Consider the following 15775-nt stretch of genomic DNA (forward strand, 5'->3'; position numbering starts at 1 on the left):
CGGAGCGGCACGCGCCTATGATCCGACACCGAAGGATAGGTGCGACGGCCGGCGCCGAAGGCCGGGTTCAGCGCCGGGCGATCGCCCGCGCCACGCTGCGAAAGAGTTTGCGCCGAAGGCTCGTCCGTGCCCTGGCGAGCAGCGGTGGCTCCGGCGCCGGTGCGGTCGCGCCGAAGCGGGGGAAGAGCGCGATGGCATTGTCGCGCTGAATGTTTCGTCGCGTGCTGTCGTCACATCCGGGAAAAGTGTCGAGCCCGGCGTTGAAATAGTGGACCGCGGGTTCGGGCGCGAAGGGCCAGTCGCTGCCGTAGAGCACGTGCCCGGGTTCGGCGAACGCGAGCAGGGACGGCAGTGCCGCCGCGCTCGCCGACAACGCGGTATCGAAATAGAACCCGGCGAAGTCGTCCAGGATGTCCAGCGGGCTGCGCCCGGTGTCGTTGAAGATGGCCAGTGCCATGCGGTGTGCGGCGTAGGGGACGAACCCGCCTGCGTGGGCGAGGACGAAGCGGATGTTGGGATACCGCCGCCGAATGCCATTGCGTACGAGCAGGTACGCCGCGCGGGTGGTGTCGAGCAGGAAATCCGCGGCGAATGGCGCGACGCCCGGCACGGCGGGCGCGGGCAGGTCCGCCGGGTGGACGAACGCGACGGCCGATCGCCGGTCCAGCACCCGGAAGAGGTCGTCCTGCCCGTCCTCGCCGAGATAGGTCCCCGCCGCGTTGCCGAGCAGCACGACGCCGTCGGCGCGCAGGTCGTCGAGGGCGCGTCGAGCCTCGTCGGCGGCCGCGGCGACGTCGGGCATGGCGAGGGTGGCGAAGAACCCGAACCGGCCGGGTTCGGCCTGTGCCAGCGCGGCGGTGTAGTCGTTGACCGAGCGGGCGAGTGCGGCCGCCTGTGCCGGGTCGGCCAGGAAGGTGGTGCCGGGCGTCGACACCGACAGCACCGCCGAAGCGATCCCGGCCCGCGTCATCGACGCACGCGCCGCCTCGGGACTCCACTCGGGCAGTGCACGCCCGCCCGGGGCGGTCACACCGTGCGCCCGCAGCGCTTGGGCATAGTCCGGCGGGATCACGTGCTGATGCACGTCGATGCGATTCATGGGGTTCCAGCAGTCCTTTCTCCGGGCGCACCGGGCTCGAAGAGGTCCAGACCCTCACTCTGGCGCACTCCAGGGGCGTTGCGCAAGCAATTCTGATGATTTCATCATTTTTGCTTGACAGACTATTTCTACATAACTGATGATTACATCAGATCGACGATCTGGGAGGTAGTGATGACAATCGGCAGTGCCGCCGAGACCGGGCGGATGATCCGGGTCGGCAATCGAGACATCTTCTACAGCGAAGCAGGCGCGGGTGCCGCCGTGGTGCTCTTGCACGGGGGCGGACCTGGAGCCAGCGGCAGGTCGAACTACTCCCGCAACATCGAGGCGCTGGCCCGGCGTTTCCGGGTGATCGTTCCGGACATGCCCGGCTACGGGCGCTCGACCAAGCGGATCGACCAGTCCGATCCGTTCGGCGACTTGGCCGCGGCGGTCGGTGGGTTGCTCGACGCCCTCGATATCGACTCCGCACACCTGATCGGCAACTCCTATGGGGGAGCGGCGGCGTTGCGGTTGGCCATGGACCGACCCGAGAAGGTGCGGAAGCTGATCCTCATGGGCCCCGGTGGGGTGGGCACCACGCGCGCGTTGCCGACCAAAGGCTTGCAGTCACTGCTGTCCTATTACGGCGGTGACGGCCCGAGCCGGGCCAAGCTGGCCGAGTTCATCCGCGAGTATCTGGTTCACGATGCCAGCGGTGTCACCGAGGAGATCATCGACGACCGTTATCGGGCCAGTCTCGATCCCGACGTGCTCGCCGATCCGCCCTTGCGGCGTCCCTCGGGACCGTCGGCATTGCGAACGCTGTGGCGGATGGACTTCACCCGCGACGCCCGGTTGTCGGGCGTGCGCAATCCGACGCTGGTGATCTGGGGCGCCGAGGACAGGGTGAACCGGCCCGGCGGTGGGCGCATGCTCGCCGAGCGGATGCCCAACTGCGATCTGTACCTGGCGGCGGAGACCGGCCACTGGGTGCAGTGGGAGCGCGCGGAGCTGTTCAACGCGCTGGCCGTCGCGTTCCTGGGAGCGGCGTGATGAGCGAGCGCACGGGCCGGGCAACCGGTGGGTCGGTGTTCGGCGCGGTGCATCTGGGCTATGTCGTCGTGCATTCGCGGCGACTGGCCGACTGGCGTCGGTTCGGCGGATTGGCCATCGGGATGCACGTCGACGAACTGGACACCGACGTGTTGCGCTTCCGTCTGGACGACCACGCCTGCCGCTTCCTCATCCGGCACGGCACGGCAGAGGACGTCACCGCGCTGGGCTGGCAGGTGGACGACCACGAGACCTTCGACCGCATCCTCGCCCGGGTCAGCGACCGCGGCGTGCCGATCGAGGAAGGCACCGCCGAGCAGGCGGCCGCGCGCGGCGTGCAGCGCCTGTGGCGCTTCCCCGGCCCCAAGGGCATCGCCACCGAAATCTTCACAACGCCGGTGACCAGTCCGGAACCCTTGCGGATGCTCAGTTCCGGCTGGGTCACCGGGGAGGCGGGGATGGGCCACGTGGCGATCGTCTCCCGTGAGCCGGAGTCGATGCGCGGCTACTACGACACGGTGTTCGACGCGCGGTTGACGGACTACATCGACGAGAACATCTCCGGCTTGACGATGAAGATCCGGTTCTTGCGAGTGAACGAGCGTCACCATTCGATCGCGATCGCGAACCTGCGCGGGATGAAGATCGATCCGCTGCGGACTCGGGTGCAGCACATCAATATCCAGTCCGCGAGCCTGGAGGACATGCTGGCCGCGTTCGGCCGGGTCACCGACCTGGGTTTCCGGATGGCGTGGTCGGTCGGCCAGCACACCAACGATCGCGAACTGTCGTTCTATTGCGTGACGCCGTCCGGTTTCGAGCTGGAGGTCGGCTGGAATCCGGTGGTGATCGGCCCGGAACTGGAATCGACCTGGGAACCGAGCACCTATCAGGGCATCAGCATCTGGGGCCACACCACGGTGGGGGAGACGGTGCTGGACAAGTTCGCCCAGTTCCGGCAAGCCCTGCGGACCCTCAGGACTCCGGAACCCACTGTCGCCGAACTGACGGGAGGACTGTCGCGATGAGCGAGTTCGATGTCGATGTGGTGGTGGTCGGCCTCGGCCCGACCGGTTTGACCCTGGCCAACCTGCTGGGACGGCGAGGGGTGCGAGTGCTGGTGCTGGAACGGGAGCCGGAGTACTACGGGATGGCCCGCGCGGTGTATACCGATGACGAAGGCATGCGGGTCTTCCAGACCGCCGGGGCCGCGGACGAATTGGCGGCGGACATGAACGTCGATTCGACCGTGCAGTGGGTGCGCGGGGACGGCTCGGTGCTGGCGCAGTTCCATCAGACCGACCGGCCGCTGGGCTGGCCCGTGGTCAACTTCCTGTACCAGCCGTATCTGGAGAACACGCTCGAACGGGCACTCGACCGCTATCCGCACGTCACGGTGCGGCGCGGTCGCGAGGCGGTCGACTTCGACCAGGATGCCGACGGGGTGCACGTCGAGCACGCCGAATGCCGGGGTACGGGCTACGGCAAGCGCCCGGCGGACACCGATCCGCGCACGGCCGAACGGGTGCGGGCGAAGTTCCTGGTCGGCTGCGACGGCGGGCGGAGCGTGGTGCGCACCAAGCTCGGTATCGAGATGTCCGGCACCAGTTTTCCGGAACGGTGGCTGGTCGTCGATCTGAGAGCCCGTGAGGGTGTCGATGCGTTCCGGCATCTGCCGTATTTCAACTTCGTGTGCGACCCGGAACTGCCGATCGTGTCCTGCCCGCAGCCGGACCGGCATCACCGGTTCGAGTTCATGCTGTCGGAATCCCAGACCAAAGCGGAGATGGAGGACCCGGAGACCGTACGCCGCTACATCGCACGCTTCGTCGACCCGGACGAAGTGGAGGTGCTGCGCAAACTCGTCTACACCTTCAACGCGGTTGTCGCCGATCGCTGGCGCGACGGGCGGATCCTCGTCGCGGGCGACGCCGCGCACATGACCCCGCAGTTCATCGGCCAAGGCATGAATTCCGGAGTGCGCGATGCGGACAACCTGTCCTGGAAGCTGACCGCGATCATCGAACACGGTGCGGCGCTGGACATCCTGGACAGCTACGAGTCCGAGCGGAGGCCGCACGCGAAGGCGATGATCGATCTGTCGGTGTTGAACAAGCAGATCGTCTCGCTCGACAACAGGCTGCTCGCGGCGGCCAGGGACATCGGGCTCACCACCGCGCTGCGGGTGCCGGGGCTCGGCGGCTGGATCCGCGGCGCGAAAATGAAACCGCGGCCGCGCTTCCGTCGCGGCGCCTATCTCGGTCTGCCCCGGCGCGTGCTGCGTGGTATCGAGGGAACCCTTGCCCCGCAACCGGACATCCGCGACTACAACGGACGTCACCGGCGCTTGGACGAGGCGCTGGGCATCGGATTCGCGGTCCTGGGCTACGGCACCGATCCGCGCCGGGCCTTCGGACCGGAGGAATTGGCATTCCTGCGTGGTCTCGACGCCGCCTTCGTCACCGTGTATCCGCTCGGTGGACGCCCGCAGGGCAAACCGGGCGACGGCCGCGACGACGTCACCGACATCGAAGACCACACCGGCGCTCTGACCCGCTGGTTCGGCAAGGCCGGACTGCGCCCCGGCGGCGTCCTCGTGCTGCGTCCCGACCGATTCGTCTTCGGCGCCGCCGCGGCCGGGCACGGCGCGTCATTGGTCACCGAACTCGCACGGCAACTGGGCATCTTTCCGATGTCGCGAGTGGAACAGCACGACACCCGCGCGCAGTACGAGCAGGCCTGACAACCTCGCGCGGCATGTTCACAGCTGCGGCCGGGGTGGCAGCGGCCCGGACGCACCGGCATCCGCATCGGGCTGCCGGTCCGAGGCCCGCGCGCTGCCTTGCCGCCCGATCCGGCCTCAGGGAGTCGGGCGAGTCGCGAGTGGCCTCCAGTTTGCCGAGATGGACCGTTCTAGGACGTGCTCTCGTGGAGCGAGGTAGCGTGAAGATGTGTCGGCCGAGGCCGGCCACGGGAAACAGCGTGGTCGTCCCCGTCGGCAGCGCGTGGTCGGTGCGTTCACATCGTGGTCCGTACCCGGCCGGAAGCCGCCCGGCGGCTTCCGCTGAACAGCAGTGCCGGTTCGTGCGAAAGATCCGCCATCATGAGTGTTCACGCCCCCCTTTACCACGAGGTGCTCTCCCGCGAGGAGTTGCCGGACGAGTTCTTCGGGCTCTTCCTCGACCCGACCCGCACCTACAGCTGTGCTTTCTGGTCCCACCCTGACGACACCCTGGAAAAAGCCCAGACGGCGAAGATCGACCTGGCCTTGGCCAAGTGCGATCTGCAGCCGGGAATGGCCCTGCTGGACGTCGGTTGTGGTTGGGGCTCCACCATGCTGCGCGCCATGGACACCTACGGGGTGAACACGATCGGGCTGACCCGCAGCCGTAACCAGTACCGATACGTGCGGGACATGCTCGTCGACCGGCTGATCCGGGGCCGCCCGTACGGTGGGGTGCGCGTGCAGGGCTGGGAGGACTTCGACCGGCGCGCCGACCGGATCGTCTGCATCGGAGCGCTGGAACACCTGCCGGTGGACCGCTACGGAGAGTTCTTCGATTTCGCCTACCGGATCATGCCCTCCGACGGGGTGCTGCTGTTGCAAACCGTGGTCAGCTACAGCCGCGAACATCTGCGGGCACACGGTACCCAGATCACCAGCGACGACTTCGCGTTCTTGCGATTTCTGCGCGAGACCATCTTCCCCGGCGGCGAGCTTCCGCTGCCGACCGGTCATCATCCCAAAGGGATCACCGAATACGCCGAGGACGCCGGATTCACCGTCGCCGACATCCAGGCACTGGGACCGCATTACACCACGACACTGGACTGCTGGGCCGACGCCCTCCACGAGAACCGGGACCGGGCTGTCGAGCTCGCCGGGCGGGACACCTATAACGCCTATATGCGGTATCTGACCGGTTCCGCCGAGTACTTCCGCCGCGGGCATACCGACGTCATGCAGTTCACCTGTCTCAAACCCGACGCTCGGCGCCTGCCGCACTGAATCCGTACCCTCGCCTGCCGGACGGCGGCCGCATCAGCGATTCGCCTCCGTGGGGAACAGGTCGTCGTCGCCGGTCGACGGGCTCATGCCGTGCGTGCCGGGGTCCGCGGCCCATCGCACGTCATCGCGCGGGTACCGGATGGGCAGCGGTAGCCTGCGTCTGCGGAGCTTGAGGTTGATGAGCGTCATGTCGCCGTTGTAGTGGGCGAGGACGCGGGGGTCCATGACCGCACGCCACAACGGGGGGATCGCGGCGAGCACGACCATGGTGGCGTAGCCGGCGGGCAGTTGCGGCGCCACGTCGCAGCTGCGCAGGGTCTGATAGCGGCGGCCGGGGTTGGCGTGGTGGTCGCTGTGGCGCTGGAGGTGGAACAGGAAGATGTTGGTGACCAGGCGGTCGCTGTTCCAGCTGTCGCGCGGCGAGCAGCGAGCGTAACGCCCGTCGGGTCGGCGGGTACGCAGCAGTCCGTAGTGTTCGACGTAGTTGACGGTTTCCAGCAGGCCCGCGCCGATGAGCGCCTGGATGGCGAGGTACGGCGTGATAACGGGGCCGAAGGTCACGATCAGGCCGCCGAACAGCACCGCGCTCATCGCCCAGGCCTGCAACAAATGGTTACCGGGACTGAACCAACGTTTGCCGTTACGGGCCAGGCGCGTGCGTTCCAGCGCCAGTGCCGACCGGAACCCGCCCATCATGGTGCGCGGCAGGAACTGCCACAGCGATTCGCCGAAGCGGGCGCTGGCCGGGTCCTCGGGCGTGGCGACGCGAACGTGGTGGCCGCGGTTGTGCTCGACGAAGAAATGTCCGTACCCGGACTGCGCGAGCGCGATCTTGGCCAGCCACCGTTCGAGATGTTCGGCGCGGTGGCCGAGTTCGTGGGCGGCGTTGATACCGATACCCGAAACGAAGCCGAGAGTGACCGCCAAGCCGAGCTTGTCGGCGAGGCTCAGCTCATGGCTGGCCCACATATAGCCGGCGATGAGCAGGCCGATGAATTGCATCGGCAGGAACAGAAAGGTGCACCAACGGTAATAACGATCGTTGGACAGCGCTTCGTAGTCTTCGTCGCGCGGGTTGCTTCCGTCGTCGCCGATGAACCAGTCCAGCAACGGGATCACCACCAGCACGATGATCGGGCCGATCCACCAGAACAGTTCCAGTCCGGTGTGTGCCACCAACGTGGAAGGCAGCAGTGCGCAACCCGGGGCGATCAAGCCGAGAATCCAGAGGTACCGCTTGGGGTCGCGGGCTCGCGTGTGCTCGAAGATCGTCATAGTCATCTCGCCGATCCGTGAGGACGACACTCAACCGACAGTTCCGACTGCGGACAACACCTGAACCATGCGCGCCAATCCAGGATAACTGGAAGTTCGCCAGGTGGTGGTGAACCGTGGAAACCGCTGCCTGAGCGGGCAATCCTCATCATGCGCACACGGTCCGACACCCGATCGGTGGGGAGGTCTTCGGGACCCGTCTCGCGTGTGTCGCCTGTTCGGTTCGGCGTGGCGTGGACGGGATCGGCAACGGTGTGCTTGTTCGCCGCTGTGACGTCGACTGTCTGGAAGCGCTGCGGATTTCGACAGCCGAGGTTCGACAGCCGGCCTTCGGACGGTCGAAGTTGCCGGATCCGACGCGGGTCGACTCGTGCCAGACGTCCGAGTGTCACCGTTGCGCACACCTGAGTGGCTCAGGTCGGCGGGGGTGAGCCAACTCCGACATCCGCACCTTTCCGTCCCGATTTCGACCCAGCTAGCGAAGATCAACAGCAAATTTTCTGCAAATCAATGCACCGGCTCCGGGGCGCCGGGAGACCGTGGGGTGAGGCTCCGCCTGCCGCGCGGACGCCTGTACTCCTCCGGGCAGGCAGTCGGCCGCGGCTCGGTCGTGAAAACCGAACCGCGGCCGACCGAGGTGCACGAAGTTCGCGGCACTACGAGCAGAACTTCTGTGCGCGGCGCGCCGCGCCGAATCTCCGATTCAGATACTGACGGTATCCGAGTTGGTCGTGCTTTCGCAAATCAGGGCAGGGCTCCGCAGTTGGTCGGCGCGGGCTGGCCCGCGAGCCGTTCGGTCATCCAGTCCTGCGAGGCCCCCAGCGACGGGAAGAACGCCAGTACGTGGGTAACCCGCAACCCGGTGATGACGCTGGGTAGCTCGGCATTCGCATTCAGCTGGACGGGTGCGCCACCGCCGCACCATCCGGCGGCCAGTTCGCGCACGGGCACGTACGGCGCGCCCTCGTCGGCCTGGTTCGAGGCGATGAGGACGGGCACTCCCGGGGTCATCGTGCCGACCCGCTGGTCGTTGAACGCCGCCTTCAACACTGGCGACTGATCGATCACCGCCGTCAGTGGTTGCCCGCTGGTGGTCCACTGTGAGGTATTCGGGAATTGCTGGGCCAGTCCCAGCGGCACGGCGCACTTGTCCATCGACTCGCGCATGATCGCCTTACCGGTGTCGTTGAGTTCGGCGTCGAGCACCGGCCGGGTCTCGGGGTAATTGGCGGCGATGCCGTTGAGGATCCACGCGAAGGCGGGTCCGAGCGGGGCTCGTCCGTCGTTGAAGGCGATGAAGTACTCGTCATCTACCACCGGCCCGCCGACGTAGGCGCCCCGCACGTTGAGATCGGGGGCGTAGCTCGGCTGCAGTTCGGCCGCGCCCGCGGAGGCCATGCCGCCCTGGGAGTATCCGTACAGAATGACCGGCGATCCGGGATTCAGGCTGGTGCCCGGCAATTGCAGCGCCGCGCGCGCGGCGTCGAGGACCGCGTAGGCCTGAGATTTGCGGTTGAGGTAGTCGTGCACATCCGGTGTGCCCAGACCGTGGTAGTCGGTCACCATCACCGACATGCCGCGGGCCAGCAGCGTGTAGATCGCCAGTACGTCGTATTCGACGATTACGTCGAACGGGGGCTGGTATTGGATGAATTGCGCCAGCAATTTCGACGGCGCGCACTGATCGCCTTGCCCCTTGGTGCCGACCGCGTAGGAGATCAGCGGTCGTTCGCCCGGACCGGTCCACGGCTGGGACGGTTCCAGATAGGTTCCCGTCACCGCTGTGCGGGCACCGTGGGTATCGCTGCTGGTGTACATGATGCGCGTCGACGTCGCGGGGATCTGCCCTGGGACGCCGGGGACCGAGATCGCCAGCCGCGACCCTTCGGTGCGGATGATGGAGCCCGGTGCGCCCGCCGGTGCCGCAGGCGGGATGTAGAAATCGTCGCCGGCGACGGTTTCCGCGGCAGGTTCCGTCCATGCGTGTGGGGCGGCGACGGCCCCACCCCCGACCACGAGGAGGGTTCCCGTCAAAGCTGTGGCCAATCTGAGTATTCGGCTCCTCACGATGCGATCCTTCCTGCGATTGGGATACCCCTGGCATCTAGAATCGGATACTGAGAGTATCTGTAAGGGGTCGAAATTGTCCGGGAATAGCGATGAGTGTCGGCGGCTCGCGGGGGCGGGGCGTTCCCGTCCGACCCGGGCGCAGAGCCAGGCGCGGACGCGCGCTGTTTTGATCGCGACCGCCAAGCGGCTTTTTCTGGAGGACGGTTTTCAGGCCACGACACTGGACAAGGTCGCGAAAGCCGCCGGTTTCACCAAAGGGGCGGTGTATTCGAACTTCCGCACCAAGGACGAGTTGTGTCTGGCGGTGCTCGACGAAATTCATGCTGAGCGGGCGACGGAGGTCGCCGAGATCATCGCCGCGCCGACGGCCGCGCAGCGACTGCTCCGGATGACGGAATGGGCCGAACGGGTGGTCGGCGAGCCCGACTGGACGCATCTCGAACTGGAGTTCAGCGTGCACGCTCGGCGCGACGAGCACCTGCGCGCCGAGTTGGCGACCCGGCTCGACAACATCGTGGGCATGGTCGGCGCCGCCTTGCGCGCGACGGACGATCTCGACACCCCGATGCCCCGGGCCGAAGCCGCCGTCGCCGTGCTGGCCCTCGGCGTCGGGCTGGGTCTGTTCCGGTCGATCGATCCCGGCATCCCGGTCGCGGGAATGATCTCCGCGCTGCGCGCGATCGCGGGGTTGTCTCCAGACGACTGATCGGGGCGGCGCGCGTCCGGTCTCGCGGGGTGGCGCCGCACCGGTCTTGCGGTCACGCCGCGCGCCGCTAATATAAGTCAAAACTTATCAAGGAGGTTGTCATGGCGTTGCTCACCGATCCCGCCGCCATCGCCGGGCTCGTGACCCGCGAGGTCCGCACCGGATCCCGCGACGGCGTACCCACCCGAATAGCTGTCGCCCGTCGGAACTACCCGACCGATCGAGCGGATCTCTGGGACGCGCTCACCGATGCCGAGCGGATTCCGCGCTGGTTCCTGCCGATCAGCGGTGATCTGCGGGTCGGCGGGCGCTATCAGCTCGAAGGCAACGCCAACGGCGTCGTCCAACAGTGCGACGCGCCGGAGCGGTTCGCCGTGACCTGGGAGATGGGACCGCAGATCTCCTGGCTCACCCTCGTGCTCACGCCGACCGCGGACGGCACCGAGTTGGAGTTGCTGCACGAGGCGCCGGTCGCCCCCGAGTTCTGGGCGCAATACGGGCCGGGCGCGGTGGGCGTCGGCTGGGATCTCGCCCTCATGGGTCTCGGGTTGCACTTGTCGAGCGGAGATCCGGTGGACCCGGCCGAGGGGCTGGCCTTCCCGACCACACCCGAGGGCCTGACGTTCGTCCGGACGGCGGCACTCGGCTGGGCGGAGGCGGCCGTAAGTGACGGTGACGATCCAGACGCCGCGAACTCGGCGGCGCGGCGGACGATCGACTTCTATACGGTCGTCCCGGAGGACGGCGCCGAGTCCTGATGGATCGATCGCCGGCGAAGATCTTCGAGGCGCTCGGCGACCCCGTCCGCCGGTTTCTTCTCGAAATGGTGGCGGCCGAAGAGCAGCCCGCGGGCGCGCTGGTCGCCGCCGTGCAGCAGCGCACGCGGATCTCCCAGCCCGGCGTCTCCCAGCACCTCAAGGTGCTCCGCGACGCCGGGCTGGTACACGTCCGCGCCGAGGGCACACGACGGCTGTACGCCCTCGACCCCGCCGGTATCGAGGCCGCGCGGGCTTGGCTGACCGGGCTGGCGGACCCGATGCGCCATTTCGCTCAACCGCTCGACGCGCTCGCGACGGAGATCGCCCGTGGAAAACGCGCGCGTCGCGGGACCGGTCGAACCGGCGACGAGGATTCCGGCAGGCGAACTCGCCACGCATGAGTGGCGGGCGCACCGGGCGTCGCCGCGGTCAGCAGCGGCCGAACACCACGGCCGCGTTGTGGCCGCCGAATCCGTACGAGTTGTTCAGCGCGTACTCGATGTTCTGGGTGCGCGCGCTGCCGTGCACGATGTCGAGATCGATCTCGGGATCCTGGTTGTCGAGGTTCAAGGTGGGCGGCACCACACCGTCGCGCACGCTGAGCACGGTCAAGGCGGCTTCGACCGCGCCCACCGCGCCTACGGAGTGCCCCAGCGCGGATTTGGGGGCGTAGACCGAGGGGTGGTCGCCCACGGCCGCCCGGATCCCCTTGGCCTCCGCCAGGTCGCCGAACGAGGTGGCCGTCGCATGGGCGTTGACGTGGTCGATGTCTTTGCCGCTCACGCCTGCCGTTTCCAGCGCGCGGCGCATCGCGCGAATGTTTCCCGCGCCCTCCGGGTGCGGGAGCACCATGTGGTAGCCGTCCGCGGTCAGGCCTGCCCCCATCAGGCGAGCCATGGGCTTCGCGCCTCGCGCCCGCGCGTGATCTTCGGACTCCAGCACGAACAGCGCGGCGGCTTCGCCGAAGACGAAACCGTCGCGGTCACGGTCGAACGGGCGCGACGCGCGCTCGGGCTCGTCGATCCGGGTGCTCAATGCCCGCATCATCGCGAATCCGGCCACCGCCAGCGGGTTGATACGGCCTTCCACACCGCCCGCCACGATCATGTCGGCTTCCCCCAGGATGATCGAGCGCCACGCGTGGACCAGCGCCTCGCATCCCGAAGCGCACGCCGAGACGGGTGTGATCACGCTGGCTCGCGCACCGAGCTCCAGCCCGACCACCGCGGCGGCGCCATTCGGCATGGCCATGGGCACCGCGAAAGGGGACACCTTGCGGTAGCCCGATTCCCGCATCAGGTCGTTGGACTCGATGATCGTGTCGGCGCCACCGAGACCGGTGCCGATGCAGACGCCGAGTCGATCGGGATCGACCTCCGGGCGGCCCGCGGTGTCCCAGATCCGTTTGCCCATGACATAGGCGACCTGCTGGACGTAGGACATGCGGCGCTTCTGGACGCGGCTGAGCTCTTCGGTCGGATCGAGCTTGAACTGGCCGCCGATGTCGACGGGCACCTGGAAACGCTCGAAGTCGGGGTCCTGCACCTTGGCGATCCCGGTCTCTCCGGCGAGCAGTCCCTTCCATGTCGCATCGGTGCCGGTGCCGACGGCGGTCGACATCTCGACAGCGGTCACGACGACGCTCCGGAACCCTCCGTTGCTGGTCGAGAAGTCCGTCAAATCGGACATCAAACCCCTTCTTTCGGCTTGTCGGCTCGCATACTCGAGCGAGGCTATGTGCGCGCCGGAAGACCGGGGTAGTAGCCCGAGTGCCGTTCACCGCTACGATCGGGCCATGCAACCGGATGGGGGAGAGCGTCGGGTCACGGTGGTCATTCCCGATGAAGTAGTGCTTCTGGACGCCGCGATCCCGATCGACGTGTTCGGATCCGACCCGAACTACCGGCTCGAGGTGTGCGCGGTCTCGCGGACGGCGGCGACCTCGGTTCCAGGGCTGTCGTGTGTGACGGTGGCCGGGCTGGAGGCGCTGCGTGACGCGGAGACGGTGGTGGTGCCCGGGTACGCGTCCTTCGCGACGCCGCCGCCGGAACCGGTGCTGCGAGCGCTTCGCGCGGCCCACGGCCGCGGCGCGCGAATGCTGTCGATCTGTACCGGGGCTTTCGCGCTGGCCGCCGCGGGGTTGCTGTCGCACCGGCCTGCCACGACGCATTGGCGGGCCGCTCCGTTGCTCCAGAGCGAATACCCCGACGTCGAGGTGCACGCGGATCGGCTGTTCGTGGACGACGGCGATGTGCTGACCTCCGCCGGAGTGACCAGCGGTATCGATCTCTGCCTGCACGTGGTGCGCAAAGACATCGGCGCGGCGGCCGCCAACGAACGGGCTCGCGATCTGGTGGCGCCCCCGGTGCGCGAGGGCGGCCAAGCCCAGTACACCCGGCAGTTCGCCAAGCAGACCTCCTTTGGCGCGCTCGCCGAGACACGGGCGTGGATTCTGGCGAACCTCGACCGCAGGCACTCGCTCGAGGATCTCGCGAAGCGTTCGAATCTCTCACGCCGCAGCTTCATACGGCGATTCCGGCAAGAGACCGGAACCTCCACGCACGTTTGGATCACCAGCGCGCGCCTGAACCAGGCGCGGGAACTGCTCGAGACGACCGAACTCCCGATCGACCAGATCGGCTACCGCGTCGGCCTCGGGAACCCGGCGAACACCAGGGCTCTGTTCAAGCGCCATCTCGGTGTCAGCCCGGGGCAGTATCGGCACATGTTCACGATCGGCAACGGAAGGCAGCAGGGAAGCTAGCCGGGCAGCCGTTCCGCGGGATAGCCGTGCAGCCGCCGGTCGGTGTCGCCGACGATGACCGGGTGGCCGACCAGGTCGAACATCGCGATATCGGAGTGGTGATCGCCGAACGCCGCGCAGGACGACAGGTCCACGGCCGTTCGCTCGGCGTAGCGCAGCAGCGCCGCGGACTTGTCGGCTCCGACCATCGTCGCGGGCACCTCACCGGTGTATCTGCCGCCCGCGGTCTCCAGCGTCGTGCACAAGACCGACGTGGCGCCGACGGCTTCGGCGATCGGATGGAGTGCGGGGACGAACGAGCCGGACACCAGGACGATGCGAGTCCCGGCGCGGCGCAACTCGTCCAACCGGCGCCGCACCGCGATATTGAAGAACGCCGAATCCGCGGCACGGGACGCGAACCAGTCACGGCCGGTGCGCGACACCTCGGCGACTTCGCGGCCGGCCCAGTGCCGATAGAACCACCGATGGGATTCGCCGCGGCTCATCCCCGCCGCGCGCAGCGCGCGGAACTCCTCGAGCACGGCGTCGGCTTCCTCGCCTCGACCACGGCGTCGCGCGTCGAAGACGAACAAGGACAGGAAGGTGACACAACGGACCAACGTTTCGTCGACGTCGACGAAAGCCGCTGGGACGTGGCGGCCGTCGACCGCAGGCGCGCCGGCGGGATCGGGAGCCGCGTGCGGTTGGTTCACGAGGCCGCGGCCTCCGTCTGAACAGCGGAATCCGCGCGGCGCTCGGTCTTCCCCGTGCCCTGGGGCGCGCCGTCGTCGCGCAGGGTGTGCGGGACACCGAAAAGTTTCAGCAACGGCGCCGTCATCGCCGTGGTGATCAACGCCATCATGACCAGCAGCGAGTACAGCCGCTGGTCGATGACGCCGATCGTGAGCCCGACATTCAGGATCACCAGTTCCGTCAACCCCCGGGTGTTCATGAGCGCGGCCAGCGCGGCGGATTCCGCCCGGCCGGTCCGGCCGAACCGAGCCGCCGAGTAGGTACCGCCGAGTTTCCCCGCGAGCGCGGCGAACATGATCGCCGCGAACTCGGCGATACTGGTGCGATCCAGTCCGCCCAGGTCGACCTGGAGGCCGGCCACCACGAAGAACGCGGGCAGGAAGATGCTGCTCAGTAGTTGCGCGCCGCTGTCGACGGCCGTGCGCAGCCGCCGGGGGAAGACGACCCCGAACAGGAACGCGCCGAAGATCAGGTGCAACCCGATCCATTCGGTGGTCGCTCCCAGCAGAAGGGCGCCGGAGACGCCGACGAAGACCATGTTGGACGGGTTCTTCTCGGATCCGGCGCCCGCGATGCGGTCCAGGGCGGGGCGCACCGCCCACCACAACACCACGACCAGCGGAACGAACAACAGCAACCGCCAGTGGTGACCGAGGCCGGGCCGGGCGATGCCGATGACCACCGCCAGGACGCACCAGGCGAGGACGTCGTCCAATGCCGCGCAGGTCATTGCCGTCTGGCCCAGCCGGGTGCCGAGCAGCTTGCGGTCGTGCAGGATGCGGGCCAGCACCGGAAACGCCGTGACGGCCAGGGCGCAGCCGATGAAGAGCGCGAAGTTCAGCCGGTTGCCGCCGTCGTGCCGGGCCAGCGCCCATACCGCGACGGCGGAACCGAGCGCGAACGGTGTGAGGTAGGCCGACAGCGCGACCGCGGTGACCGATCGTCGCCGTCCCGCGACGGACCGCAGATCCATCTCGAGGCCCGCCGAGAACATGAAGATCATCACGCCGACGTTCGCGAATGCCGTGAGATACGAGCGAATATCGTGCGGGAAGACGGTCTCGGACAAGTGCGCCCCGAGTAACGTCGGGCCCGCGAGTACGCCTGCCACGATCTCGCCGATCACCGGAGGCTGGCCCAATCGCTCGGCCAGCCAACCCAGCACACGCGCCGCGGCCACGATCAGTACGAGATCCAACAACAAGAAGATCATTTGGTCGCTCGGCAACGCCTCGACTCCGTTCCGACATCGAGGGGAGGAGCGGATCCGATTCTCGCACGGGGTATTTCCGTGACGCGTCGACCGCAGTGTGAATCCCCC

Annotated in this window: 14 protein-coding genes; 8 read left to right on the forward strand and 6 right to left on the reverse strand. The window is 67.7% G+C overall.

Annotated features, from left to right (window positions below; translation table 11 throughout):
- Positions 1-67 precede the first annotated feature (67 nt).
- Positions 68-1099: an amidohydrolase family protein gene (locus ACFV2O_RS17390; protein ID WP_379252662.1), complete on the reverse strand. Its 1032-nt coding sequence runs from the start codon at positions 1097-1099 to the stop codon at positions 68-70.
- A gap of 174 nt (positions 1100-1273) precedes the next feature.
- Here ACFV2O_RS17390 and ACFV2O_RS17395 point away from each other — a divergent pair, with 174 nt between their 5' ends.
- The 4 genes from ACFV2O_RS17395 to ACFV2O_RS17410 all read left to right on the forward strand — a co-directional run bounded on the left by ACFV2O_RS17395 (position 1274) and on the right by ACFV2O_RS17410 (position 6146).
- A complete protein-coding gene (locus ACFV2O_RS17395; protein WP_379252663.1) occupies positions 1274-2137 on the forward strand; it encodes an alpha/beta hydrolase in 864 nt (287 codons plus the stop codon).
- Positions 2137-3165, forward strand: a complete 1029-nt coding sequence (locus tag ACFV2O_RS17400; protein WP_379252664.1) for a VOC family protein — start codon at positions 2137-2139, stop codon at positions 3163-3165. Before ACFV2O_RS17395 ends, ACFV2O_RS17400 begins: the two co-directional genes overlap by 1 nt.
- Complete coding sequence (locus ACFV2O_RS17405; RefSeq protein ID WP_379252665.1) at positions 3162-4880, forward strand: bifunctional 3-(3-hydroxy-phenyl)propionate/3-hydroxycinnamic acid hydroxylase; 1719 nt, start codon at positions 3162-3164, stop codon at positions 4878-4880. Before ACFV2O_RS17400 ends, ACFV2O_RS17405 begins: the two co-directional genes overlap by 4 nt.
- Positions 4881-5240: 360 nt before the next feature.
- The gene (locus ACFV2O_RS17410; protein WP_379252666.1) at positions 5241-6146 is read left to right on the forward strand and encodes a class I SAM-dependent methyltransferase; all 906 of its coding nucleotides are present in this window, start codon (positions 5241-5243) and stop codon (positions 6144-6146) included.
- A 33-nt stretch (positions 6147-6179) separates the two neighbouring features.
- Here ACFV2O_RS17410 and ACFV2O_RS17415 read toward each other — a convergent pair whose 3' ends face one another.
- Positions 6180-7427, reverse strand: coding sequence for an alkane 1-monooxygenase (locus ACFV2O_RS17415; RefSeq protein WP_379252667.1), 1248 nt, complete (start codon positions 7425-7427; stop codon positions 6180-6182).
- Between the two features lie 738 nt (positions 7428-8165).
- A complete protein-coding gene (locus ACFV2O_RS17420; protein ID WP_379252668.1) occupies positions 8166-9488 on the reverse strand; it encodes a lipase family protein in 1323 nt (440 codons plus the stop codon).
- A 169-nt stretch (positions 9489-9657) separates the two neighbouring features.
- On the opposite strand from ACFV2O_RS17420, the gene ACFV2O_RS17425 reads away from it, so the two are divergent.
- From ACFV2O_RS17425 to ACFV2O_RS17435, 3 genes are all read left to right on the forward strand, one after another.
- On the forward strand, positions 9658-10197 hold the full coding sequence (locus ACFV2O_RS17425) for a TetR/AcrR family transcriptional regulator (RefSeq protein ID WP_379252669.1): 540 nt from the start codon (positions 9658-9660) through the stop codon (positions 10195-10197).
- A gap of 101 nt (positions 10198-10298) precedes the next feature.
- Positions 10299-10955, forward strand: a complete 657-nt coding sequence (locus tag ACFV2O_RS17430; RefSeq protein WP_379252670.1) for an SRPBCC family protein — start codon at positions 10299-10301, stop codon at positions 10953-10955.
- Positions 10955-11356: an ArsR/SmtB family transcription factor gene (locus ACFV2O_RS17435; protein WP_379252671.1), complete on the forward strand. Its 402-nt coding sequence runs from the start codon at positions 10955-10957 to the stop codon at positions 11354-11356. Before ACFV2O_RS17430 ends, ACFV2O_RS17435 begins: the two co-directional genes overlap by 1 nt.
- A gap of 28 nt (positions 11357-11384) precedes the next feature.
- Here the strand turns inward: ACFV2O_RS17435 and ACFV2O_RS17440 are convergent, their stop codons facing one another.
- On the reverse strand, positions 11385-12644 hold the full coding sequence (locus ACFV2O_RS17440) for a KasA/KasB family beta-ketoacyl-ACP synthase (protein WP_379252673.1): 1260 nt from the start codon (positions 12642-12644) through the stop codon (positions 11385-11387).
- A gap of 106 nt (positions 12645-12750) precedes the next feature.
- On the opposite strand from ACFV2O_RS17440, the gene ACFV2O_RS17445 reads away from it, so the two are divergent.
- Positions 12751-13719: a GlxA family transcriptional regulator gene (locus ACFV2O_RS17445; protein ID WP_379252674.1), complete on the forward strand. Its 969-nt coding sequence runs from the start codon at positions 12751-12753 to the stop codon at positions 13717-13719.
- Here the strand turns inward: ACFV2O_RS17445 and ACFV2O_RS17450 are convergent.
- Positions 13716-14414, reverse strand: coding sequence for an HAD family hydrolase (locus ACFV2O_RS17450; RefSeq protein WP_379252675.1), 699 nt, complete (start codon positions 14412-14414; stop codon positions 13716-13718). The two genes, ACFV2O_RS17445 and ACFV2O_RS17450, sit on opposite strands and share 4 nt — an antisense overlap.
- Entirely contained in the window at positions 14411-15682 is a 1272-nt protein-coding gene (locus tag ACFV2O_RS17455) for a cation:proton antiporter (protein ID WP_379252676.1), read from the reverse strand. Before ACFV2O_RS17455 ends, ACFV2O_RS17450 begins: the two co-directional genes overlap by 4 nt.
- Between the last annotated feature and the right edge of the window lie 93 nt (positions 15683-15775).

This window comes from Nocardia sp. NPDC059691 (assembly GCF_042733915.1).
Taxonomy (GTDB): Bacteria; Actinomycetota; Actinomycetes; order Mycobacteriales; family Mycobacteriaceae; genus Nocardia; species Nocardia sichangensis.

Bases quoted from the DNA above. Each gene is read 5' to 3' on its own strand.
- ACFV2O_RS17395 (WP_379252663.1), top strand. From the start codon at position 1,274: ATGACAATCGGCAGTGCCGCCGAGACCGGGCGGATGATCCGGGTCGGC.
- ACFV2O_RS17390 (WP_379252662.1), bottom strand. From the start codon at position 1,099: ATGAATCGCATCGACGTGCATCAGCACGTGATCCCGCCGGACTATGCC.
- ACFV2O_RS17410 (WP_379252666.1), top strand. From the start codon at position 5,241: ATGAGTGTTCACGCCCCCCTTTACCACGAGGTGCTCTCCCGCGAGGAG.
- ACFV2O_RS17440 (WP_379252673.1), bottom strand. From the start codon at position 12,644: ATGTCCGATTTGACGGACTTCTCGACCAGCAACGGAGGGTTCCGGAGC.
- ACFV2O_RS17445 (WP_379252674.1), top strand. From the start codon at position 12,751: ATGCAACCGGATGGGGGAGAGCGTCGGGTCACGGTGGTCATTCCCGAT.
- ACFV2O_RS17405 (WP_379252665.1), top strand. From the start codon at position 3,162: ATGAGCGAGTTCGATGTCGATGTGGTGGTGGTCGGCCTCGGCCCGACC.
- ACFV2O_RS17415 (WP_379252667.1), bottom strand. From the start codon at position 7,427: ATGACTATGACGATCTTCGAGCACACGCGAGCCCGCGACCCCAAGCGG.
- ACFV2O_RS17435 (WP_379252671.1), top strand. From the start codon at position 10,955: ATGGATCGATCGCCGGCGAAGATCTTCGAGGCGCTCGGCGACCCCGTC.
- ACFV2O_RS17430 (WP_379252670.1), top strand. From the start codon at position 10,299: ATGGCGTTGCTCACCGATCCCGCCGCCATCGCCGGGCTCGTGACCCGC.
- ACFV2O_RS17400 (WP_379252664.1), top strand. From the start codon at position 2,137: ATGAGCGAGCGCACGGGCCGGGCAACCGGTGGGTCGGTGTTCGGCGCG.